The 17,012-nt window shown below is 29.7% G+C and carries 13 protein-coding genes and 2 tRNA genes; 10 read left to right on the plus strand and 5 right to left on the minus strand.

The features are described 5' to 3' along the window. Positions 1-5 precede the first annotated feature (5 nt). The 3 genes from VIM70_RS18900 (at position 6) to argH (ending at position 3,351) form a co-directional block, all read left to right on the plus strand. A complete protein-coding gene (locus tag VIM70_RS18900; RefSeq protein WP_331947334.1) occupies positions 6-737 on the plus strand; it encodes an amino acid ABC transporter ATP-binding protein in 732 nt (243 codons plus the stop codon). Between the two features lie 65 nt (positions 738-802). Beyond that, positions 803-2,008 (plus strand): argininosuccinate synthase, encoded by a 1,206-nt coding sequence (locus VIM70_RS18905; protein ID WP_331947335.1) that lies wholly within the window; start codon positions 803-805, stop codon positions 2,006-2,008. Positions 2,009-2,037: 29 nt separating this feature from the next. Continuing rightward, positions 2,038-3,351: an argininosuccinate lyase gene (gene argH / locus VIM70_RS18910; protein ID WP_331947336.1), complete on the plus strand. Its 1,314-nt coding sequence runs from the start codon at positions 2,038-2,040 to the stop codon at positions 3,349-3,351. Positions 3,352-3,470: 119 nt separating this feature from the next. On the opposite strand, the gene VIM70_RS18915 is transcribed toward argH, so the two are convergent. Next, positions 3,471-4,481 (minus strand): patatin-like phospholipase family protein, encoded by a 1,011-nt coding sequence (locus tag VIM70_RS18915; protein WP_331947337.1) that lies wholly within the window; start codon positions 4,479-4,481, stop codon positions 3,471-3,473. A gap of 198 nt (positions 4,482-4,679) precedes the next feature. On the opposite strand from VIM70_RS18915, the gene VIM70_RS18920 reads away from it, so the two are divergent. The 6 genes from VIM70_RS18920 to VIM70_RS18945 all read left to right on the plus strand — a co-directional run bounded on the left by VIM70_RS18920 (position 4,680) and on the right by VIM70_RS18945 (position 11,117). After that, the gene (locus tag VIM70_RS18920) at positions 4,680-4,979 is read left to right on the plus strand and encodes a hypothetical protein (protein WP_331947338.1); all 300 of its coding nucleotides are present in this window, start codon (positions 4,680-4,682) and stop codon (positions 4,977-4,979) included. A 153-nt stretch (positions 4,980-5,132) separates the two neighbouring features. Beyond that, a complete protein-coding gene (locus VIM70_RS18925; protein ID WP_331947339.1) occupies positions 5,133-6,890 on the plus strand; it encodes a DEAD/DEAH box helicase in 1,758 nt (585 codons plus the stop codon). A gap of 101 nt (positions 6,891-6,991) precedes the next feature. Then, a tRNA-Glu gene (locus VIM70_RS18930) sits at positions 6,992-7,066 on the plus strand. 15 nt (positions 7,067-7,081) lie between these two features. After that, positions 7,082-7,156 (plus strand) — tRNA-Gln (locus VIM70_RS18935). Positions 7,157-7,380: 224 nt separating this feature from the next. Beyond that, complete coding sequence (locus VIM70_RS18940; protein WP_331947340.1) at positions 7,381-7,584, plus strand: cold shock domain-containing protein; 204 nt, start codon at positions 7,381-7,383, stop codon at positions 7,582-7,584. Positions 7,585-7,829: 245 nt separating this feature from the next. Then, entirely contained in the window at positions 7,830-11,117 is a 3,288-nt protein-coding gene (locus VIM70_RS18945; RefSeq protein ID WP_331947341.1) for a DEAD/DEAH box helicase, read from the plus strand. Between the two features lie 87 nt (positions 11,118-11,204). Here the strand turns inward: VIM70_RS18945 and VIM70_RS18950 are convergent, their stop codons facing one another. Further along, entirely contained in the window at positions 11,205-12,029 is an 825-nt protein-coding gene (locus VIM70_RS18950; protein WP_331947342.1) for an MBL fold metallo-hydrolase, read from the minus strand. Positions 12,030-12,467: 438 nt separating this feature from the next. Between VIM70_RS18950 and VIM70_RS18955 the strand changes: the two genes are divergently transcribed. Next, a complete protein-coding gene (locus VIM70_RS18955) occupies positions 12,468-13,775 on the plus strand; it encodes a UDP-glucose/GDP-mannose dehydrogenase family protein (protein ID WP_331947343.1) in 1,308 nt (435 codons plus the stop codon). A gap of 62 nt (positions 13,776-13,837) precedes the next feature. Here the strand turns inward: VIM70_RS18955 and VIM70_RS18960 are convergent, their stop codons facing one another. Genes VIM70_RS18960 through VIM70_RS18970 form a run of 3 tightly spaced genes read right to left on the minus strand, consistent with a single transcriptional unit; the run spans position 13,838 to position 17,011 of the window. Further along, a complete protein-coding gene (locus tag VIM70_RS18960) occupies positions 13,838-14,833 on the minus strand; it encodes an NAD-dependent epimerase/dehydratase family protein (protein ID WP_331947344.1) in 996 nt (331 codons plus the stop codon). 24 nt (positions 14,834-14,857) lie between these two features. Next, entirely contained in the window at positions 14,858-15,994 is a 1,137-nt protein-coding gene (locus VIM70_RS18965) for a glycosyltransferase family 4 protein (protein ID WP_331947345.1), read from the minus strand. Positions 15,995-16,006: 12 nt separating this feature from the next. Further along, on the minus strand, positions 16,007-17,011 hold the full coding sequence (locus VIM70_RS18970; protein WP_331947346.1) for a CotS family spore coat protein: 1,005 nt from the start codon (positions 17,009-17,011) through the stop codon (positions 16,007-16,009). Between the last annotated feature and the right edge of the window lies 1 nt (position 17,012).

Below are 17,012 nucleotides of genomic sequence, written 5' to 3' on the forward strand. Positions count from 1 at the left end.
ATAGGATGTATATGATAGAAACTAAAAATTTAACTAAAAAGTTTGGTAACCTAACGGTGTTTGAAGGATTAAATGTAACAGTTAAAAAAGGAGAAGTACTAGTTATAATAGGGCCTTCTGGTTCAGGAAAAAGCACATTTTTAAGATGTTTAAATCACCTTGAGGTTCCTAATGGTGGAGAAGTTTTTATTGAGGGAGAAAAGCTTGATGTTAAAAACAAAAAGCATATGAGAAATACAATAGAAAAAGTAGGAATGGTATTTCAAAACTTTAATTTGTTTCATCATATGACTGTACTCGAAAATGTTATTGAGGCTCCAATTATCGTTAAACATGAAAATAGACAAGAAGTATTAAAGAGAGCTAATGTAATAATTGAGAAGGTAGGTCTTAAAGAAAAGGTTGATGATTACCCGTCGAAGTTATCAGGAGGGCAAAAGCAAAGAGTAGCTATAGCAAGGTCACTCGCTATGAGACCTGATATAATGCTCTTCGATGAACCAACATCTTCCTTAGACCCAGAACTTGTTGGTGAGGTTTTGGGAGTAATGAAAGATCTTGCAAAAGAGGGTATGACTATGGTTGTTGTAACTCATGAAATGGGGTTTGCACAGGAAGTTGCAGATAGAGTTATATTTATGGATGGTGGAAAAATTGTAGAAGAGGGAACTCCTGAAGAATTTTTCTCAAGTCCCAAAGAGCAACGAACTAAAGAGTTTTTGAATAAGATACTTTAAGATAGAAAATATGTCAATATTAATATATTAAAAAAATATTAACTAAATCGGAAGGGGATAAAAAAATGAAAGAGAAAGTAGTTTTAGCATATTCAGGAGGATTAGATACTTCTATAATAATAGCGTGGCTTAAGGAAAACTATGATATGGATGTTATAGCAGCTTGCATTAATGTTGGACAAGAAGATGATATGAAGGCAATTGAGAAAAAGGCTTTAAGCTCAGGGGCAGAAAAAATATATATCGAGAACGTAACAGCTGAATTTATAAAAGATTATGTATTTAAAGGAGTTAAAGCGAATGCTGTATATGAAGGAAAATATTTATTAGGTACAGCTTTTGCAAGACCATTAATAGCTAAAAAACTTGTGGAAATCGCTCATAAAGAAGGGGCAAAATATATATGTCACGGATGTACCGGTAAAGGTAATGATCAGGTTAGATTTGAAGTTGCAATAGCAGCAATAGATCCTTCTATAAAGATTATTGCACCATGGAGAATTTGGGATATAAAATCAAGAGAAGATGCTATTGATTATGCTAATGCTCGTGGCATAGAAATATCAGTTACCAAGGAAAAAATATATTCAGTTGATCAAAACTTATGGCATGCAAGTCATGAAGGTGGAGATATTGAAGACTTTAAAAATGATCATAAACGTGATATGTATCTTATGGTCACACCTCCAGAAAAAGCTAAAGATGAGCCTACTTTTGTGGAAATATATTTTGATAAGGGAATTGCAACAAAAGTTGATGGTATTGAACTCGAACCAATAGATATCGTTACGATATTAAATAAAATTGGTGGAGAAAATGGAATAGGTATTGTAGATTTAGTAGAGAATAGACTTGTGGGAATGAAATCTAGAGGAATATATGAAACACCAGGTGGTACTGTTCTTTATGCAGCTCATAAGGAACTTGAGGAAATAACTATAGATAAAGATACTTTGCATTTTAAATATCAAATATCACAGAAATACGGAGAATTAGTTTATGATGGGCTTTGGTTTACTACTATGAGAGAAGCACTTGATGCATTTGTAGATAAGACTCAAGAAACCGTAACAGGCTCTGTTAAATTAAAGCTGTATAAAGGAAATATTATGGTAGCAAGTAAAGAATCACCTAATGCATTATACGATGCAAGTATATCTTCATTTGGTTCAAGTGTATTATATGATCATAAGGATGCAGAAGGATTTATTAATTTATTCTCATTACCAAGCAAAATAAAAGCATACAAACATTTAAATAATTTTAAATAAAATTTACAGAAGGTAAAGTAGGTGATAATATGAAACTTTGGGGTGGAAGATTTATTGAAAAAGAAAGTAAGCTTATGGAGGACTTTAACAGTTCTCTTAGCTTTGATAAAAGATTATATTATGAAGATATTATGGGAAGTATTGCTCATGTTAAAATGCTTGCAAAATGTAATATTTTAACGAATGATGAAAGCCTTACTATAGTTAATGGTTTGAATTCTATTTTATCAGATATTCAAGAAGGAAAACTTAAAATTGAAGGTGATTATGAAGATATTCACAGTTTTATGGAAATACAACTTACAAAACTTGTTGGTGATGTGGGTAAAAAACTACACACAGCAAGAAGCAGAAATGATCAGGTTGCAGTTGACATGAGGTTATATTCAAAATATAAAGCCTTTGAGGTTATTGATAATTTAGATATTATTTTAAGTACCATAAAAAAAGTAGGTAGTGATAATGCTGTCATAATGCCAGGTTATACACATATGCAAAGAGCCCAGGTAGTAACTTTTAAGCAACATATTATGGCATATTTCAATATGGTAAGCAGAGATAAAAAAAGGCTTATTAGTGCTGTTGAGATTATGGATGAAAATCCTCTTGGATGTTGTGCCCTTGCTGGAACAACTTACGATACAGATAGAAGTAGTACAACAAAGGAATTAGGGTTTAAAAAACCTGTAGATAATTTTATGGATGGGGTAAGTGATCGTGATTATTTATTAGAACTTTTATCTAATTTTTCTATAATAATGATGCATTTTAGTAGATTAAGTGAGGAATTTATTTTATGGTCGACTAAAGAGTTTGATTTTATTGAAATTAGCGATGAATTCTCTACTGGTAGCAGTATAATGCCACAAAAGAGAAATCCAGATGCAGCAGAATTAATACGAGGAAAAACTGGAAGAGTGTATGGTGACTTAATGAGTTTACTTACAACTATGAAAGGAATTCCACTTGCTTATAATAAAGATATGCAAGAAGATAAAGAGCCTTTCTTCGATGCAGTTGATACAGTTTTAAGTTGTATAAAGGTAATGAATGAGATGCTAGGAACCTTAAAAATTAAAAAGGATAATATGCATAAGGCAGTTAAAAGAGGCTTTTTAAATGCTACGGAAGCTGCAGATTATCTTGTAAAAAATGGAATGGCATTTAGAGATGCTCATGCAGTTATAGGTACTATTGTTATTCACTGTGAGAAAAAACAAACGGCAATAGAAGATTTAACTTTAGAAGAACTCAAAAGCTTCAGTGATTTATTTAATCAAGATGTATATGAATTTATAGATTATGAAAACACTTTAAATAGGGGTATAAAAAAAGAAATGTAAAAACTACCATAGTTATGGTGAAATACCCCTTTTAAATAAAGCACGTAGCAGGTGGACCCCCCAACTGTTACGTGCTTTTTAACGACTTTTACTGGATATGTGTAATGAAATTACTATTGTTATTTAAAAGAATCCCCTCTCATTAGACGATGTTTTCTATAATCGACCTCCCAATTCTCAAGAAATTCTTTTGCACAAGTTTCACCTGAGTTATATAAATCCATAATTTTGTTATCAGAGATATTAAAATCTGTAGTTTTAATATCAAGAGTATTAATTTTTACAGTTCGCAAATAATCCATTTCTCTTATATGAATGTCATCTTGTGCTTCTAGCATAGTTTCAATGATTGAACTAGTAAAATTTAATAAATTTGTGATTTTATGTTCTCGTATTTCTGTATTTCCTCCGAGTTTAAAGCCAATAGTTGGCCATCGAGGAATACCATTTACATCAAAAAGCCAAACTGGGTAGTTGCTTAAAACACCCCCATCAACAATGAAAGACTTTTTATTAGTATTTACATTGTTTAATTTTACAGGTTGAAAAAAATAAGGAATAGATATACTCATTCTGATTGCTAAACTTACCTGAAATTCATCAGGATTTATCCCGTAATCTGCAATGTCTTCTGGTAGGATTAGCATCCGTCCATTACTAATATCAGTTGCTATAATATGCAATTTGTATTTTCTTTTATACTTGTTATTATTTAAAAGGATACCCTTTTCTTCAGGTATAATCAAATCTCCAAAGGTTACTTTTTTTCTATTTAAAGAATTAAGTTTAATCGAGAGAGCTTCATCAACCCAGTTTTGTATATAATCACCTTTAAAAATCCCTTTTTTAAAAAGAAGTCTTAGAGTATTAGAGAATATAGGTATATTAAAATGGCTTTTATCAGAAATTTTTGTGTAATCTAGCTGCATCATTAGATTTTTTATCTCATCGCTTGAGTATCCTACTGCAAGTAATGCAGCAACAATAGAACCAGCAGAGTTTCCGGAAATACTTTTCCATTGATATCCATTTTGCTCAAATGTTTTTAATGCACCTACAAGTCCTATACCTTTAATTCCACCGCCTTCGAATGCAATGTCCGCAAATTTCCTATTGTTATAAGTATTCATATAATACCACCCCTTTATGAGTAATATATGAATAAACATATTTTCATGTTATCTTTTTGAAAAATAAATTTTAAAGATTATATATTATATAATTAAACCGTATATTTAATAGGTAATTAAATAAAGAACAAGTAATCTCTACACTTTATTTATATTATGAATATAATATAATATAAAATTGTTTAAAAGGGGCATTATATGAAAAAAATAGATGAATACACACCAACTGAATTAGCTACATTAGCAACGATCGTTGGAATTATATTGGCTTCTAAGTTTAATGTTAACCAGCAAAATGTAGTAGCTAATTTTTTATTTGGTGTTGCTCAGAGCATTTTTATAATTGCAGCTCAAATTCAAAATCTTAAAGCACAGGAAGAAGATAAAAATGCAGCTAATGGGAATAACAATTCAGGTAGTACTAGTAAGAATTTGCAAAAACAAATTGACGAACTTAGAGAACATATTAAAAAATCCGAAGAAGATTTAAAATGTTAAAGAAACGCATTGAATAAAAAATGCGTTTCTTTTATGGTTTGGCAAAATAATTTATTGGTTGATTACAAACAGTCGAAAGTAAATTTAAATGTATGATAAATTCAATGTTGTGAGAAAATATAATATTAAGGAGTCAATATTGGAGGAAATATAATGAAAAAAGGAGCACTAGATAGGAATTTTAAAAAAATAAAAAGTCAGTTTGCTCAGATTCAAGAAATAGTTAAGCATACTAAATCAAATGCTTTATGGGAACATGAAGCAGCAGTAAGAAAGAAATTAAAGGAGTTAAATGAGTTTAAAATAGGAAATTTCAAAGAATATAAAAAAATCCATGAAAATTATTCTCAATTATTGGAATATATATCTATAAGGCTTCTTGAGGATTACAATAATAAAAATAATACAAATTTTAATTTTCAAAACATATTAAAAAATAGAAGTGAAAGTTATTTAAAATCAGGAATTATAAGTGTTTTAATAACTGAGCATATTCCTGAGATTATATCTTGTGAATTTGATAGGGTGTTTCCAACTAATCCTAAAGATGAATATGAGGGATCTAGGAAATTCAAGAGAAAATTTTATCTCCATTTAGGTGATACTAATACTGGGAAAACCTATAATGCCATGGTTAGACTTAAAGAGGCGAAAAATGGGATTTACCTTTCTCCTTTAAGAATATTAGCACTTGAGAATTTTGAAAGACTAAATAGAGAAGGTGTAAAATGTAATCTTGCAACTGGAGAAGAAGAAGTAATAGTTCAAGATGCGGCTCATATATGCTGTACTATAGAAAAGTTAGATATAAGTGAGGAGTATGAAGTTGGTATTATAGACGAAATTCAAATGATAGATAATGACCAAAGGGGAGCTGCTTGGACAAGAGCTATTTTGGGATTGAAAAGTAAAGAGATACACATTTGCGGAGCGGCAAATGCAAAAGAACTGCTAATAGAAATAATAGAGGATTGCGCTGAAGAGTACGAGATTATAGAGTATAAAAGAGATATTCCTCTTGCAATGGAAGATGAACCTTTTGTATATAGGAATATAGAAGATGGTGATGCACTGGTTACTTTCTCCAAGAAGAAAGTGTTAGAATTAGCCTATCATTACTCAAACTTAGGTATAAAAGTAAGTTTAATTTATGGAGATTTACCGCCAGATGTAAGGAAAAAACAGTATAATCAGTTTATTAAAAAGGAGAGCACAATTTTAATATCTACTGATGCCATAGGTATGGGAGTTAATCTTCCTATAAAAAGAATAATATTTATGGATATTAAAAAGTTTGATGGTAATGAAATAAGATATTTAACATCTCAAGAAGTAAAACAGATAGCTGGTAGAGCAGGTAGAAAAGGGATATATGAGATTGGATATGTAGCATCTTATGGGAATACCCAAGATTTTATAAGAGAGAGTTTAGATAATTGTGATGTAACTATAGAGGAAGGAGTAATAGGGCCAAGTGAAGCTATATTGAAAATTAATAGTCTATCACTTAGAGAAAAATTAGCCTTATGGAGTACAAAAGAAGAAAAAATATCTTTTTATAGAAAAATGGATATTAGTGAGTATTTGGTTGTATTAGATAATTTAAGGTGTTATAAGTTGGAGGAAAAGAATCAATGGAGACTGCTAAAAATACCTTTTGATGTATCTAATGATAGAATGATGATTGCATTTTTAAATTATGTAGATGAATTATTCATAGCTAAAAGAGAAATTGTCTCAAAACCACAGTGCCTTTTAGAAGATCTTTATGAATTAGAGCTTTATTATCAAAAAATAAATCTTTATTATTCATTCTCAAAAGTATTTAACTTAAGTTTTGATGAACTATGGGTTTACGAGAATAGGGTAAAAGTTAGCAATGATATTAATAACATATTAAAAAGCATATAAAATAAATTAGATTGGGAGCAAGTAATTAATTATACATCTATTACAATTATAGTTGACTTATATATAATTAAGTAGTATACTATATCTCGTAGTGTTAATCAGGCTCCTTGGTCAAGAGGTTAAGACACCACCCTCTCACGGTGGGATCAGGGGTTCAATTCCCCTAGGAGTCACCATTAAATTTTTAGTATTGGGGTGTAGCCAAGTGGTAAGGCACTAGACTCTGACTCTGGCATTCGCAGGTTCGAATCCTGCCATCCTAGCCAAATTTTTTTTAATAATAAAATAATGAATATAGATAATCCTAGCATAAAGTTATTTGCTGGGATTATTTTTTTATATTGCAACGCTGTAAGCGATAATTTCACAAAATATATTTTTATAGAAAGAGTTTATTCTTTTTAGAAGTATTAGTTAGACACTTATAGCTAATACTATACTTAAACTTTGAATTGTTTTGTACTTCAGAGAACGACAAGGAGGGAAAGTTATGATAACAGGTATAGTAAAATGGTATGATGTTGAAAGAGGATATGGATTTATCTCCGCTCAAGAGGGTGAAGATGTATTTGTTCATCATTTAGCAATAAAAGAACAAGGACCAAGAAAGGATTTACATGAGGGTGAAGAAGTACAATTTGATGTAGTAGATGCACCTAAAGGTCCTCAAGCTATTAATGTTCAAAAAATGTAAACTTGATTTTTAGGACTATACTATAATAGAAATTATAATATTTTGGCACACTCATTTAGTTTTTTGAGTGTGCTTTTCTAGTTATGAATTTCAATATTCGTAAAAAAATATTGGCTTATCATACTTATTTAATAAAAATATAGTTTAGTTCTAAGGGTGTAGGAAATGTGAGAGTAGTATATAATGGTAGCTAGTATTAATAATTATAAGATACAAGAACTAGAAAATTTGGTGGGGTGAAACTTTTGATTGATGTTAATGATATTACTGAAGATATCATACTAAATAATACCGATAAAGTTACTTATAAAAGAGGGAAAGATTACTATTTAATAAATAAGGTTAAGGATATAGATGTAGAAATAAAAGAGCACGAGAACTATACTCAAACGAATATAACTTCTAAAGTGGAGTCTTCCGATCTTACTTTGTATAAGGTGGATGCAAGTTTTGATAATATTGATTGTTTTATAAATTATAATTGTGAATGTAACAATTATAATTTTACTCATGGTTATTATCGTCAGGCAAATATGTGTAAGCATGTAGTGGCTACATTATTAAAATATATTAATGAGAAAGAACAAATTATAAAAGTGAAAAGAATGATTAAAACAAATAATTTAATTCAACAAATAACTAAAAGTATAAGCGGTGTTCCAATGGGTAAATCATATTTAAATGTAGACATAAAATATGAGCATGAACCTTGTGGGGATAATACAAAATCTTTTGTAAGTCTAAAGATTGGGGAAGATAAACTTTATGTAGTTAAAAACATAAAAGAATTTTTTAATTGTTATAGTAAAAGTTTCGAGTCTATGGAGTTTGGTAAAAAATTTACATACAATCCTTACATTCACACTTTTAAGGAAGAAGATTTAGATATTATAGAACTTTTTAAAGAATTAAGTGAACTAGAATCTATGGCAGAGGCTGCAGGTACATATAAGAGTAATACCATAAAGTTTTTGTCTGGTAAAAAAGCTTATTTTACAGATAGCATGATTAAAAGGTTATTTAGATATTTATATAATAGAGAATTAACAGTGGTAATAAAGGGCGAAGTATTTACTAATGTACATATAAAGCAGGAACTAATGCCTCTAGAGTTCCAAATCAATAGAGAAAATAATAAATTTATACTTGATCAAAATGACCATGTGCCTATTGCGCTAAGTAGTAATGGTGAATTCTTTTTTGATGAAGGTGAAATATATGAGCCTCCTATTGGTCAAAGGGACGCATATTTGCCCTTTTATAATAGATTTAAAGAAGAAAAAAACAAATGTATAGAATTTTATGAAGAAGAGAAAGATGATTTAGCATCATTTGTACTTCCAACTTTAAACAAGATAAGTAATAAAGTAGATATAGATACATCATTAGAAAATGAATTTTATATAAAAGAACTAAAAGCAATTGTTTATTTTGAAAAAAAGCTTGAAGATATAGAGGTGTTTATAACTTTCAAGTATGGAGATATAGAAATAGATCCTTTCAATAGGAAAGAAAACAAAGCACAAGAGGGAAAAGCACTTATAAGGGACATGGAAAAGGAAATGAGTATCATAAATCAATTTCATGAATTTGGGTTTGTTAAAACGAACAAGGGTTTTGAAATGCAAGATGAAGAAAAGCTTTTGGAGTTTTTAGTTTTGGGACTAGAAAAACTTAAACAGTTGGCAGAAGTATATTATTCTGAAGAATTCAAAAAAATCAGAGTGCATGGAAATGCTGGATATAAGTCAAATATAAGGCTTAATAAAGACAATCTTTTAGAATTCAACTTTAGTATTGAGGGTGTAGATAATATTGAACTTAGTAATATTTTCGCATCTTTAAGAGAAAAGAGAAAATATCATAGGCTTAAGAATGGAAGTTTTGTATTATTAGATTCAAATAATATATTAAAAATTGCTCAAATGATTGAGTATTTAAATATAAAGGATAGCGATATTGCAAAGAATAAAATTCTTCTTTCAAAATATAATGCCATTTACATAGAAGAAAAACTAAAACGAGAACAAATGGATTTCGTAAATACAGATAAAAAATTTAAAGATTTGGTTAATGCGATTAAGGATATAAAAGAAATAAAAGTACTTGTACCTAAAACCTTAGACAAAATAATGAGAGATTATCAAAAGGTAGGATTTGTTTGGTTAAAAACTCTTGCAAATTGTGGATTTGGAGGAATACTGGCAGATGAAATGGGACTAGGTAAAACACTACAAGCAATAGCACTTATTCAATCGGAAGTTGAAGATAATGAAAATAAACAACCATCTCTTGTAGTATGCCCCACGTCAGTTGTGTACAATTGGAAAGATGAAATTGAAAAATTCGCACCAACACTAAATTGTATAGTAATATCTGGAAACAAAAATATTAGGGAAGAACAAAAACGAAATATTAATGACGCCGATGTAGTTGTTACTTCCTATGCACTTATAAGGCGGGACCTTGATGACTATGAAAAAGTGAAATTTAGATATTGTTTTTTAGATGAGGCACAATATATTAAAAACTTTAATTCACAAAATGCGTTTTCTGTAAAAAATATAAATGCTCAAAGTAAATTTGCGCTTACAGGGACGCCTATTGAAAATTCTCTTACGGAACTTTGGTCAATTTTTGATTTTATAATGCCTGGTTATATGTTAAAACATAGTGCCTTTTCAAAAAAATATGAAGTACCAATTGTAAAAGATGGAAGCCGGAAAGCACTTCAAGAACTTAATAATCATGTAAAACCATTTATACTTAGGCGGACAAAGCTCGAGGTTGCAAAAGATTTGCCGTTGAAAATAGAACATAGAATTTCAGTAGAAATGACGGAGCAGCAGAAGAAGGTATATTTAGCCTACTTAAAGGATGCAAAAGGAGAATTAGAAGAAGATATTAAGGCGAAAGGGTTTAATAAAAGTAAGTTTAAAGTGCTTTCAATATTAACAAGGTTAAGGCAGATATGCTGCGATCCTTCTACTTTCATAGAAAATTATAATGGAGGCAGCGGCAAAATGGAGGCTTTAGATGAAATTTTAGAAAACAGCTTAGAAGAAGGCCATAGAATATTGATATTTTCTCAATTTACAAGGGTGCTAAGGAACATATCTAATAGGCTAGAAGATAAAGGGATAAGGTATATGTATCTTGATGGGTCAACTAAAGCAGAAAAAAGAGTAGAAATGGTAAAAACTTTTAATGAAGGAGATTCGCAGGTATTCTTAATTTCTCTAAAAGCTGGGGGTACGGGCATAAACCTTACAGGGGCAGATATGGTAATACATTTTGATCCTTGGTGGAATCCAGCTGTAGAAGCTCAAGCTACAGATAGAGCTCATAGAATTGGTCAAAAGAAAACAGTAGAGGTAATAAAATTAATAGCAAGAGGAACAATAGAAGAAAAGATATTTAAATTGCAACAAAAGAAAAATAAAATTATTGAAAGTGTAATAAATGATGAAACAGGATCAGAATTATTATTATCTCAGATGAGTCAAAATGAAATCGAGGATTTATTTGTTTAACGACATTTCAATATTTAAGAGTATTATTTAATAGAAACAGGCATAGATCTATTTATTAGTTCTAATGCCTGTTCTTTATTTAGAATCTTATAATTTTACAGTTTGACCGATATCAATAATTTTTATACTTCCATCATTTATTTTGTTTAAAGTATCACAGGTAACATCATCATCATCTTGAGCTAAAATATAAGTTTTATAATGGATTGGAATCATGAATTTAGATTTTGTCATTTTAAACATCTTAAAACTTTGTTCTGGCGAACAATGCATTTCTTGAAATTCATCAGGTTTATAGCAACCCACGGGCATGATAGCAATATCTGCCATTATATCTTTATATAAATCTGTATAGGCAGTATCTCCAGCAAAAAAAATCTTTTTTGAATTACTTTCAATTGTATATGAATTACTATCAACTTTAGTGCCCAAATAATATCTTCTACCATCATGATTTGCTTTTAAAGCTTTTATTTTTATGTCTTTGTCACTATATATTTCATCATTTTTTAAAAGAATTATATTTTTAAATCCTAAAATTTTCAAGGAAATATTTAAATTTTTAGGAGCAATAACTATAGCACTTTTATTTATTTTAAAAAGTGTAGAGTAACTCATATGATCCATATGACCATGAGACAAAAGTATATAATCAATATTAATGGAGGCTAGATCTAAAGAGGGTTTAACTAATCTTTTCATTTGGCCAAGATTCATACTGGTTACAGGGTCGGTAACTATGACCTTTCCATTTAAATTAATAACTACAGTAGCGTGGCCTACCCAATGGATAGAATTTGTTATTAAAGGCTCATGTGATGGATTGAGTGTAGGTTTAAAGTACAAATTAAAGTTTCTACGGTGTAATTCATACATATATCCAAATTTTTTAGCAAATTTATTAAAACTCATTTTATACCTCTTCATTTCTAATATTTTGTTCAAATCAAATGTTAATATTTTACTTTAAAGTTTAAAAAAATGTCTAAATCAATTATAACATAATATCTTATAGGATTTAAAGGGAGCCAATAAAACGTGAAAATGTATATTTTAAATTTAAAGCAATATGTAATTAAATAAAAGGAGGAGTATATTGTAAATCACAATATACTCCTCCTTTTAAAACTTAAAAATTCAACGAACTTTCACCAATTTATGAATAACCTCATATAGTATTTATATAATGAGTATCAGGCTTTAAATTCAAGTAATTATAAGTGTGATCCTCAATAAAAAAATTAATTAAAATACAAAAACAAATTATTATTTACTAATGAAAACAATTGATAAACAGGAAAGTGTAGATGATAAAAAATGTGATACTATCAAAGAGGAGAATGTGATTGTATGAATATATGCGTTATTGGAGCTGGATATGTAGGACTTATAACTGCATTATGTTTTGGTAAAAAAGAAAATAAGGTGATTTGTGTAGAAAAGGATATAGAAAAGTTGAATATGTTAAAAAATGGGATACCAACTATCTTTGAAGAGGGATTAGAAGACTTATTAAAAGATTCGTTAAATATAGAAAGTGTTCAGTTTACTGATGATTTGCTACTAGGAATTAAATCTTCAGATATAATATTTATTGCAGTAGGCACTCCAACAAAGGAAAATTGGGACGTAGATATTGGACAAGTAGATGAAGTAATAAATTTAATTTCACCTTATATAAATGAATATAAAGTAGTAGTAACTAAAAGTACAGTGCCAGTGGGTACTCAAAAATATATACAAAACAAGTTACTAGAAAATCATGTACCAAAGGAGTATTTTGATGTGGTTTCTAATCCAGAATTCTTAAGAGAGGGAAAAGCTATATATGATTTTTTCTATGGAGATAAAATAGTTGTAGGCTGTGAATCACGAAAAGCTGAAGAAGCAATGAGAAAATTGTACGAGCCATTTAAAATAAAGATGGTGTTTGCAAGCCCAGAAACAGCAGAATTAATTAAATACGCATCTAATGCATTTCTGTCAGTTAAAATTTCTTTTATGAATGAGATAGCTAATCTTTGTAATAAAGTTGGAGCAGATATAGATGTAATTGCCTATGCCTTAGGACTGGATAAGAGAATTTCACCGTTGTTTTTAAATGCAGGTATAGGTTATGGTGGGGCTTGCTTTCCTAAGGACACAAAAGCTTTAGTTAAAATGTCTGACAGTTATAATTGTAGTCTTAATATTGTAAAAGTTACTGTTGATGTAAATGAAAAACAGAGAGTCTTACCAGTAGATATATTAATGGAGCATTATAAGGAAATTGAAGGCAAAACAGTAGCTATATTAGGGTTAACGTTTAAACCAAATACAGACGATATTAGAGAGGCTCCATCTTTATATATAATAGAAAAATTATTGAAAAATAATGTCAATATAAAAGCATATGATCCGATGGTAACGAAGACGATAAAAAAGTTATTTCCAAATATAATTTATTGCAATGATATGTATGAATGCTTAGAGGACTGTGATGCAATGATAATTTGTACAGAGTGGAATGAATTTTATGGTATTGATTTAAATAAGGCTAATGAATTGATGAGTCAATCTGTTATAATTGATGGGAGAAATGTACTGGATATAAAGAAAATCAAAGAAGCTAATATTAAAGCATATTATTCTATTGGAAAAGGAAATATTAAAAATTAAAATATATAAACAAAATAGCTAGTACTTTAAATATTAAAGTACTAGCCATTTTATATATATGATTAATATAATGGATTGGTTTTAAACCATTTTACAAATTTATAGATACCATAATCAAAATTTGTTAATGGATCATAACCTAGAATTTTCTGTGATTTAGAAATATTAGCATAAGTTATTTTTACGTCACCAGGTTGCATAGGTAAATATTTCATGATAGCTTTAATACCAATCTCAAATTCTAATCTTTTCACCATATATTTTAACATGACAGTATCGGATCTTCCTAAATTGAAAATTTCGTATTTATTAGTACCAGTATTTGTCCATGTTATGGCTTTATCTATTCCTTGAATTATATCATCTATATAGGTGTAGTCTCTCTGAGTAGTGCCATCTCCGAAAATAAAAATTTCTTTTTCTTTTAATATAGATTCTGTAAATTTGTAAATAGCTAAGTCAGGTCTTTGTCTTGGGCCGTATACAGTGAAAAATCTTAGACAGGCTATATTAAATCCATATAGATGACTATAAACATGACAAAGAAGTTCACCTGATTTCTTAGTAGCTGCATAAGGTGAGATTGGGAAATCTACAGAATCTGATTCAGTGAAGGGAAGTTTTTTATTGTCCCCATATAAAGAAGAAGAGGAAGCAAAGATAAGTTTATTTATGCCGAATTTATTACATAAGCCTAATAAATTTAGTGTTCCACGTATATTTACTTCGTTATATAAAAGTGGGTCTATAATAGATGGGCGAACTCCAGCCATTGCTGCAAGGTGAACCACAACGTCTATTTTGTAGAAACTAAATACTTTTGTTAAAAAATCTAAATCTCGTATATCACCTTCTTCTATTATCAAATTATCATAAGTGATGTTGTTAATTTTCATTAAGTTTTTCATATTGGTAATATTATTTCTTTTTATTAAAGGATTATAGAAATCATTAAAATTATCAATAATTATTATTTTATTATTGTTTTTTAATAAATAATCACAGAGGTTTGAGCCGATAAAACCTGCGCCTCCGGTCACTAAAATCGATCTACTCAACATTGCACCTCCGATTACTTGAAATTATTTAACACTATTAAAAAGTTTTAATAAATCATTAGCTAATCTATTAAAACTATACTTTTCCTCAGCTAATTTACGACCGTTAACTCCTATTTTAAGTGATAACTCTTTATCATCTAGAAGGCGAACTATATTTTTTTCTAGTACTCGTGGATTTTCATAATCATTAATTACAAATCCATTTACGCCCTCCTCCATTACTTCTGCATTACCACCACGATTTGTGGTTATAATAGGCAATCCGGCAGCCATAGCTTCATAGTGAACTCTTGCTAAAGGTTCTCTCCATTGAGAAAGATTCACGAAAATATCTCCAATGCTATAATACTTTGGAATTTCATTTGGGTTTAGGAAACCTGTAAAAATAACTGGACCTTTTAGCTCTTTAGATGTTCTTTTTAGCAATCTGATATAATCAGTAGGTTCATCTCCACCATACCATTTACTTCCTATAATCATTAAAGCCGTGTTTGGGTGTGATTCCATAACAGAATTCATTGCATCTAATACTATATGGGTACCTTTTTTTGGAGTTAACCTACCTACATATAATATCGTTTTATAATTTTGAAGGCCATATTTTTCGCGTAGTATATTTCTATAGGAATTTTTATCATCATCCCAAATTGGTTTATATATATTACAATCTACTGCAGAATACACAGGGTGAAGTTTACTCGTAGCTGATGGATACAACTCTTTTACGCCATTTGCAATAAACTGACTTACGGTTGTAATAAAACTTACTCTATTAATACAGGAATTTGCTAACTCACTACTGATTTTTTTTAGCGGAAACATTTCATTATGCAAACTTAAACTAAAAGCACAATTTAAATCTTTGCTTAAAAAGGGAACCCAACGTGGCCTATTAAATACATGCACTAAATCGAAATCATTTGAAAGGTAATTTTTTACTCCACGGACATACTCTTCTTTAGTGCTTGCAGGTAATCGTATAAATTTTACACCTCCCTCAATAGCGCTGTTAGGTAGTTTAGGATCTTGTATACTAAAAACAGTTATTTCATGAAGTTTTGATAATATGGGCAGTGCACCTTCAAGATACATTTGAACAGCCCCTCCATTAATAGGAGGAAAGGCAAGCTTTTCAGTGCAAATCATTGCTATTTTCATTTTAGACCTCCCTTAAAGCCATTTCTGTAAAGCAGAAAATTTATTTTGCTCAAAGATTGCAATTGCAGAAATTTTATCACCATTTATTGAATTGGCATTCTTATGCAAAGTTTTCACTAAGCCAAAGAACCAATGCGGGAACATTAAATCAATTTTTAAAACCTCTCTGTGACTCGGGGATAGGACATTATTTATTTCATAGAATTTTAATATAGTTTCAATGTTCTTTATACTGTAATCATTAAATTTCATCATTCTCTTTCCAATAATCTTTCTTAAATCTCTAGCAGGTAAGTCATAGGTTACGCTATCTAAATCTATAACTATGCCTTTGCCCTCAGATAGCATTACGTTTCCAGTGCCGAAATCCTGATGACATAAGCAGGAATCTCTTTGATTTATACTACATAGATCACTATAAGGAGAATTATTAATTAAATTAATAGTTTTGTTGCAAATTTCTATGACAGGATCTATATGATTTACAAAGCTCGAATAGGCTGTATTACTTGGAGTTTGTATACAAATGTCTTTTATTTTTAACATTCTATTTTTCATAGATTCATATTGTTTTGGCCAATTTCCAAGCTTAGATGATATTTTAGAATTAATTGGTGGGTCATAGCCGATAGAGTGTAGGTGAAAATTTGATAATGATTGCATAGCTAAGGTTAGATCTTTAGGATTATCTATATTCATATCGCGTCCATTAACCCAACTGTATAATACAAATAATTGCCCGTTATATTCAGTTATAAAATTCCCTTTGGTATTAGGATAAACCTTGGGTACTTTACCACCATTGCTTAATATATATATTTGTGCATTAACGGAGAAAAGAGCCTCCTCGTAAGATTGATTTAACCTTTTAAGGCATAGGGGTGTATTTTTATACGTTAATTTCCATAATGTTTTCAAACCTTTACTCTGAAGCATTTTTAAATTCTGTGGATTTATAGCATACTCTAGAAGGACCTTACTACCAAGTGATAAATAATTAATTGATTCGTTATCCAAT

It is taken from the genome of Clostridium sp., from assembly GCF_036569345.1.
Classification (GTDB): domain Bacteria; phylum Bacillota; class Clostridia; order Clostridiales; family Clostridiaceae; genus Clostridium_AD.

Excerpts from the sequence above, each read along its gene's own strand:
- VIM70_RS18900 (WP_331947334.1), top strand. The coding sequence starts at position 6 with ATGTATATGATAGAAACTAAAAATTTAACTAAAAAGTTTGGTAACCTA.
- VIM70_RS18905 (WP_331947335.1), top strand. The coding sequence starts at position 803 with ATGAAAGAGAAAGTAGTTTTAGCATATTCAGGAGGATTAGATACTTCT.
- argH (WP_331947336.1), top strand. The coding sequence starts at position 2,038 with ATGAAACTTTGGGGTGGAAGATTTATTGAAAAAGAAAGTAAGCTTATG.
- VIM70_RS18915 (WP_331947337.1), bottom strand. The coding sequence starts at position 4,481 with ATGAATACTTATAACAATAGGAAATTTGCGGACATTGCATTCGAAGGC.
- VIM70_RS18920 (WP_331947338.1), top strand. The coding sequence starts at position 4,680 with ATGAAAAAAATAGATGAATACACACCAACTGAATTAGCTACATTAGCA.
- VIM70_RS18925 (WP_331947339.1), top strand. The coding sequence starts at position 5,133 with ATGAAAAAAGGAGCACTAGATAGGAATTTTAAAAAAATAAAAAGTCAG.
- VIM70_RS18940 (WP_331947340.1), top strand. The coding sequence starts at position 7,381 with ATGATAACAGGTATAGTAAAATGGTATGATGTTGAAAGAGGATATGGA.
- VIM70_RS18950 (WP_331947342.1), bottom strand. The coding sequence starts at position 12,029 with ATGAGTTTTAATAAATTTGCTAAAAAATTTGGATATATGTATGAATTA.
- VIM70_RS18955 (WP_331947343.1), top strand. The coding sequence starts at position 12,468 with ATGAATATATGCGTTATTGGAGCTGGATATGTAGGACTTATAACTGCA.
- VIM70_RS18965 (WP_331947345.1), bottom strand. The coding sequence starts at position 15,994 with ATGAAAATAGCAATGATTTGCACTGAAAAGCTTGCCTTTCCTCCTATT.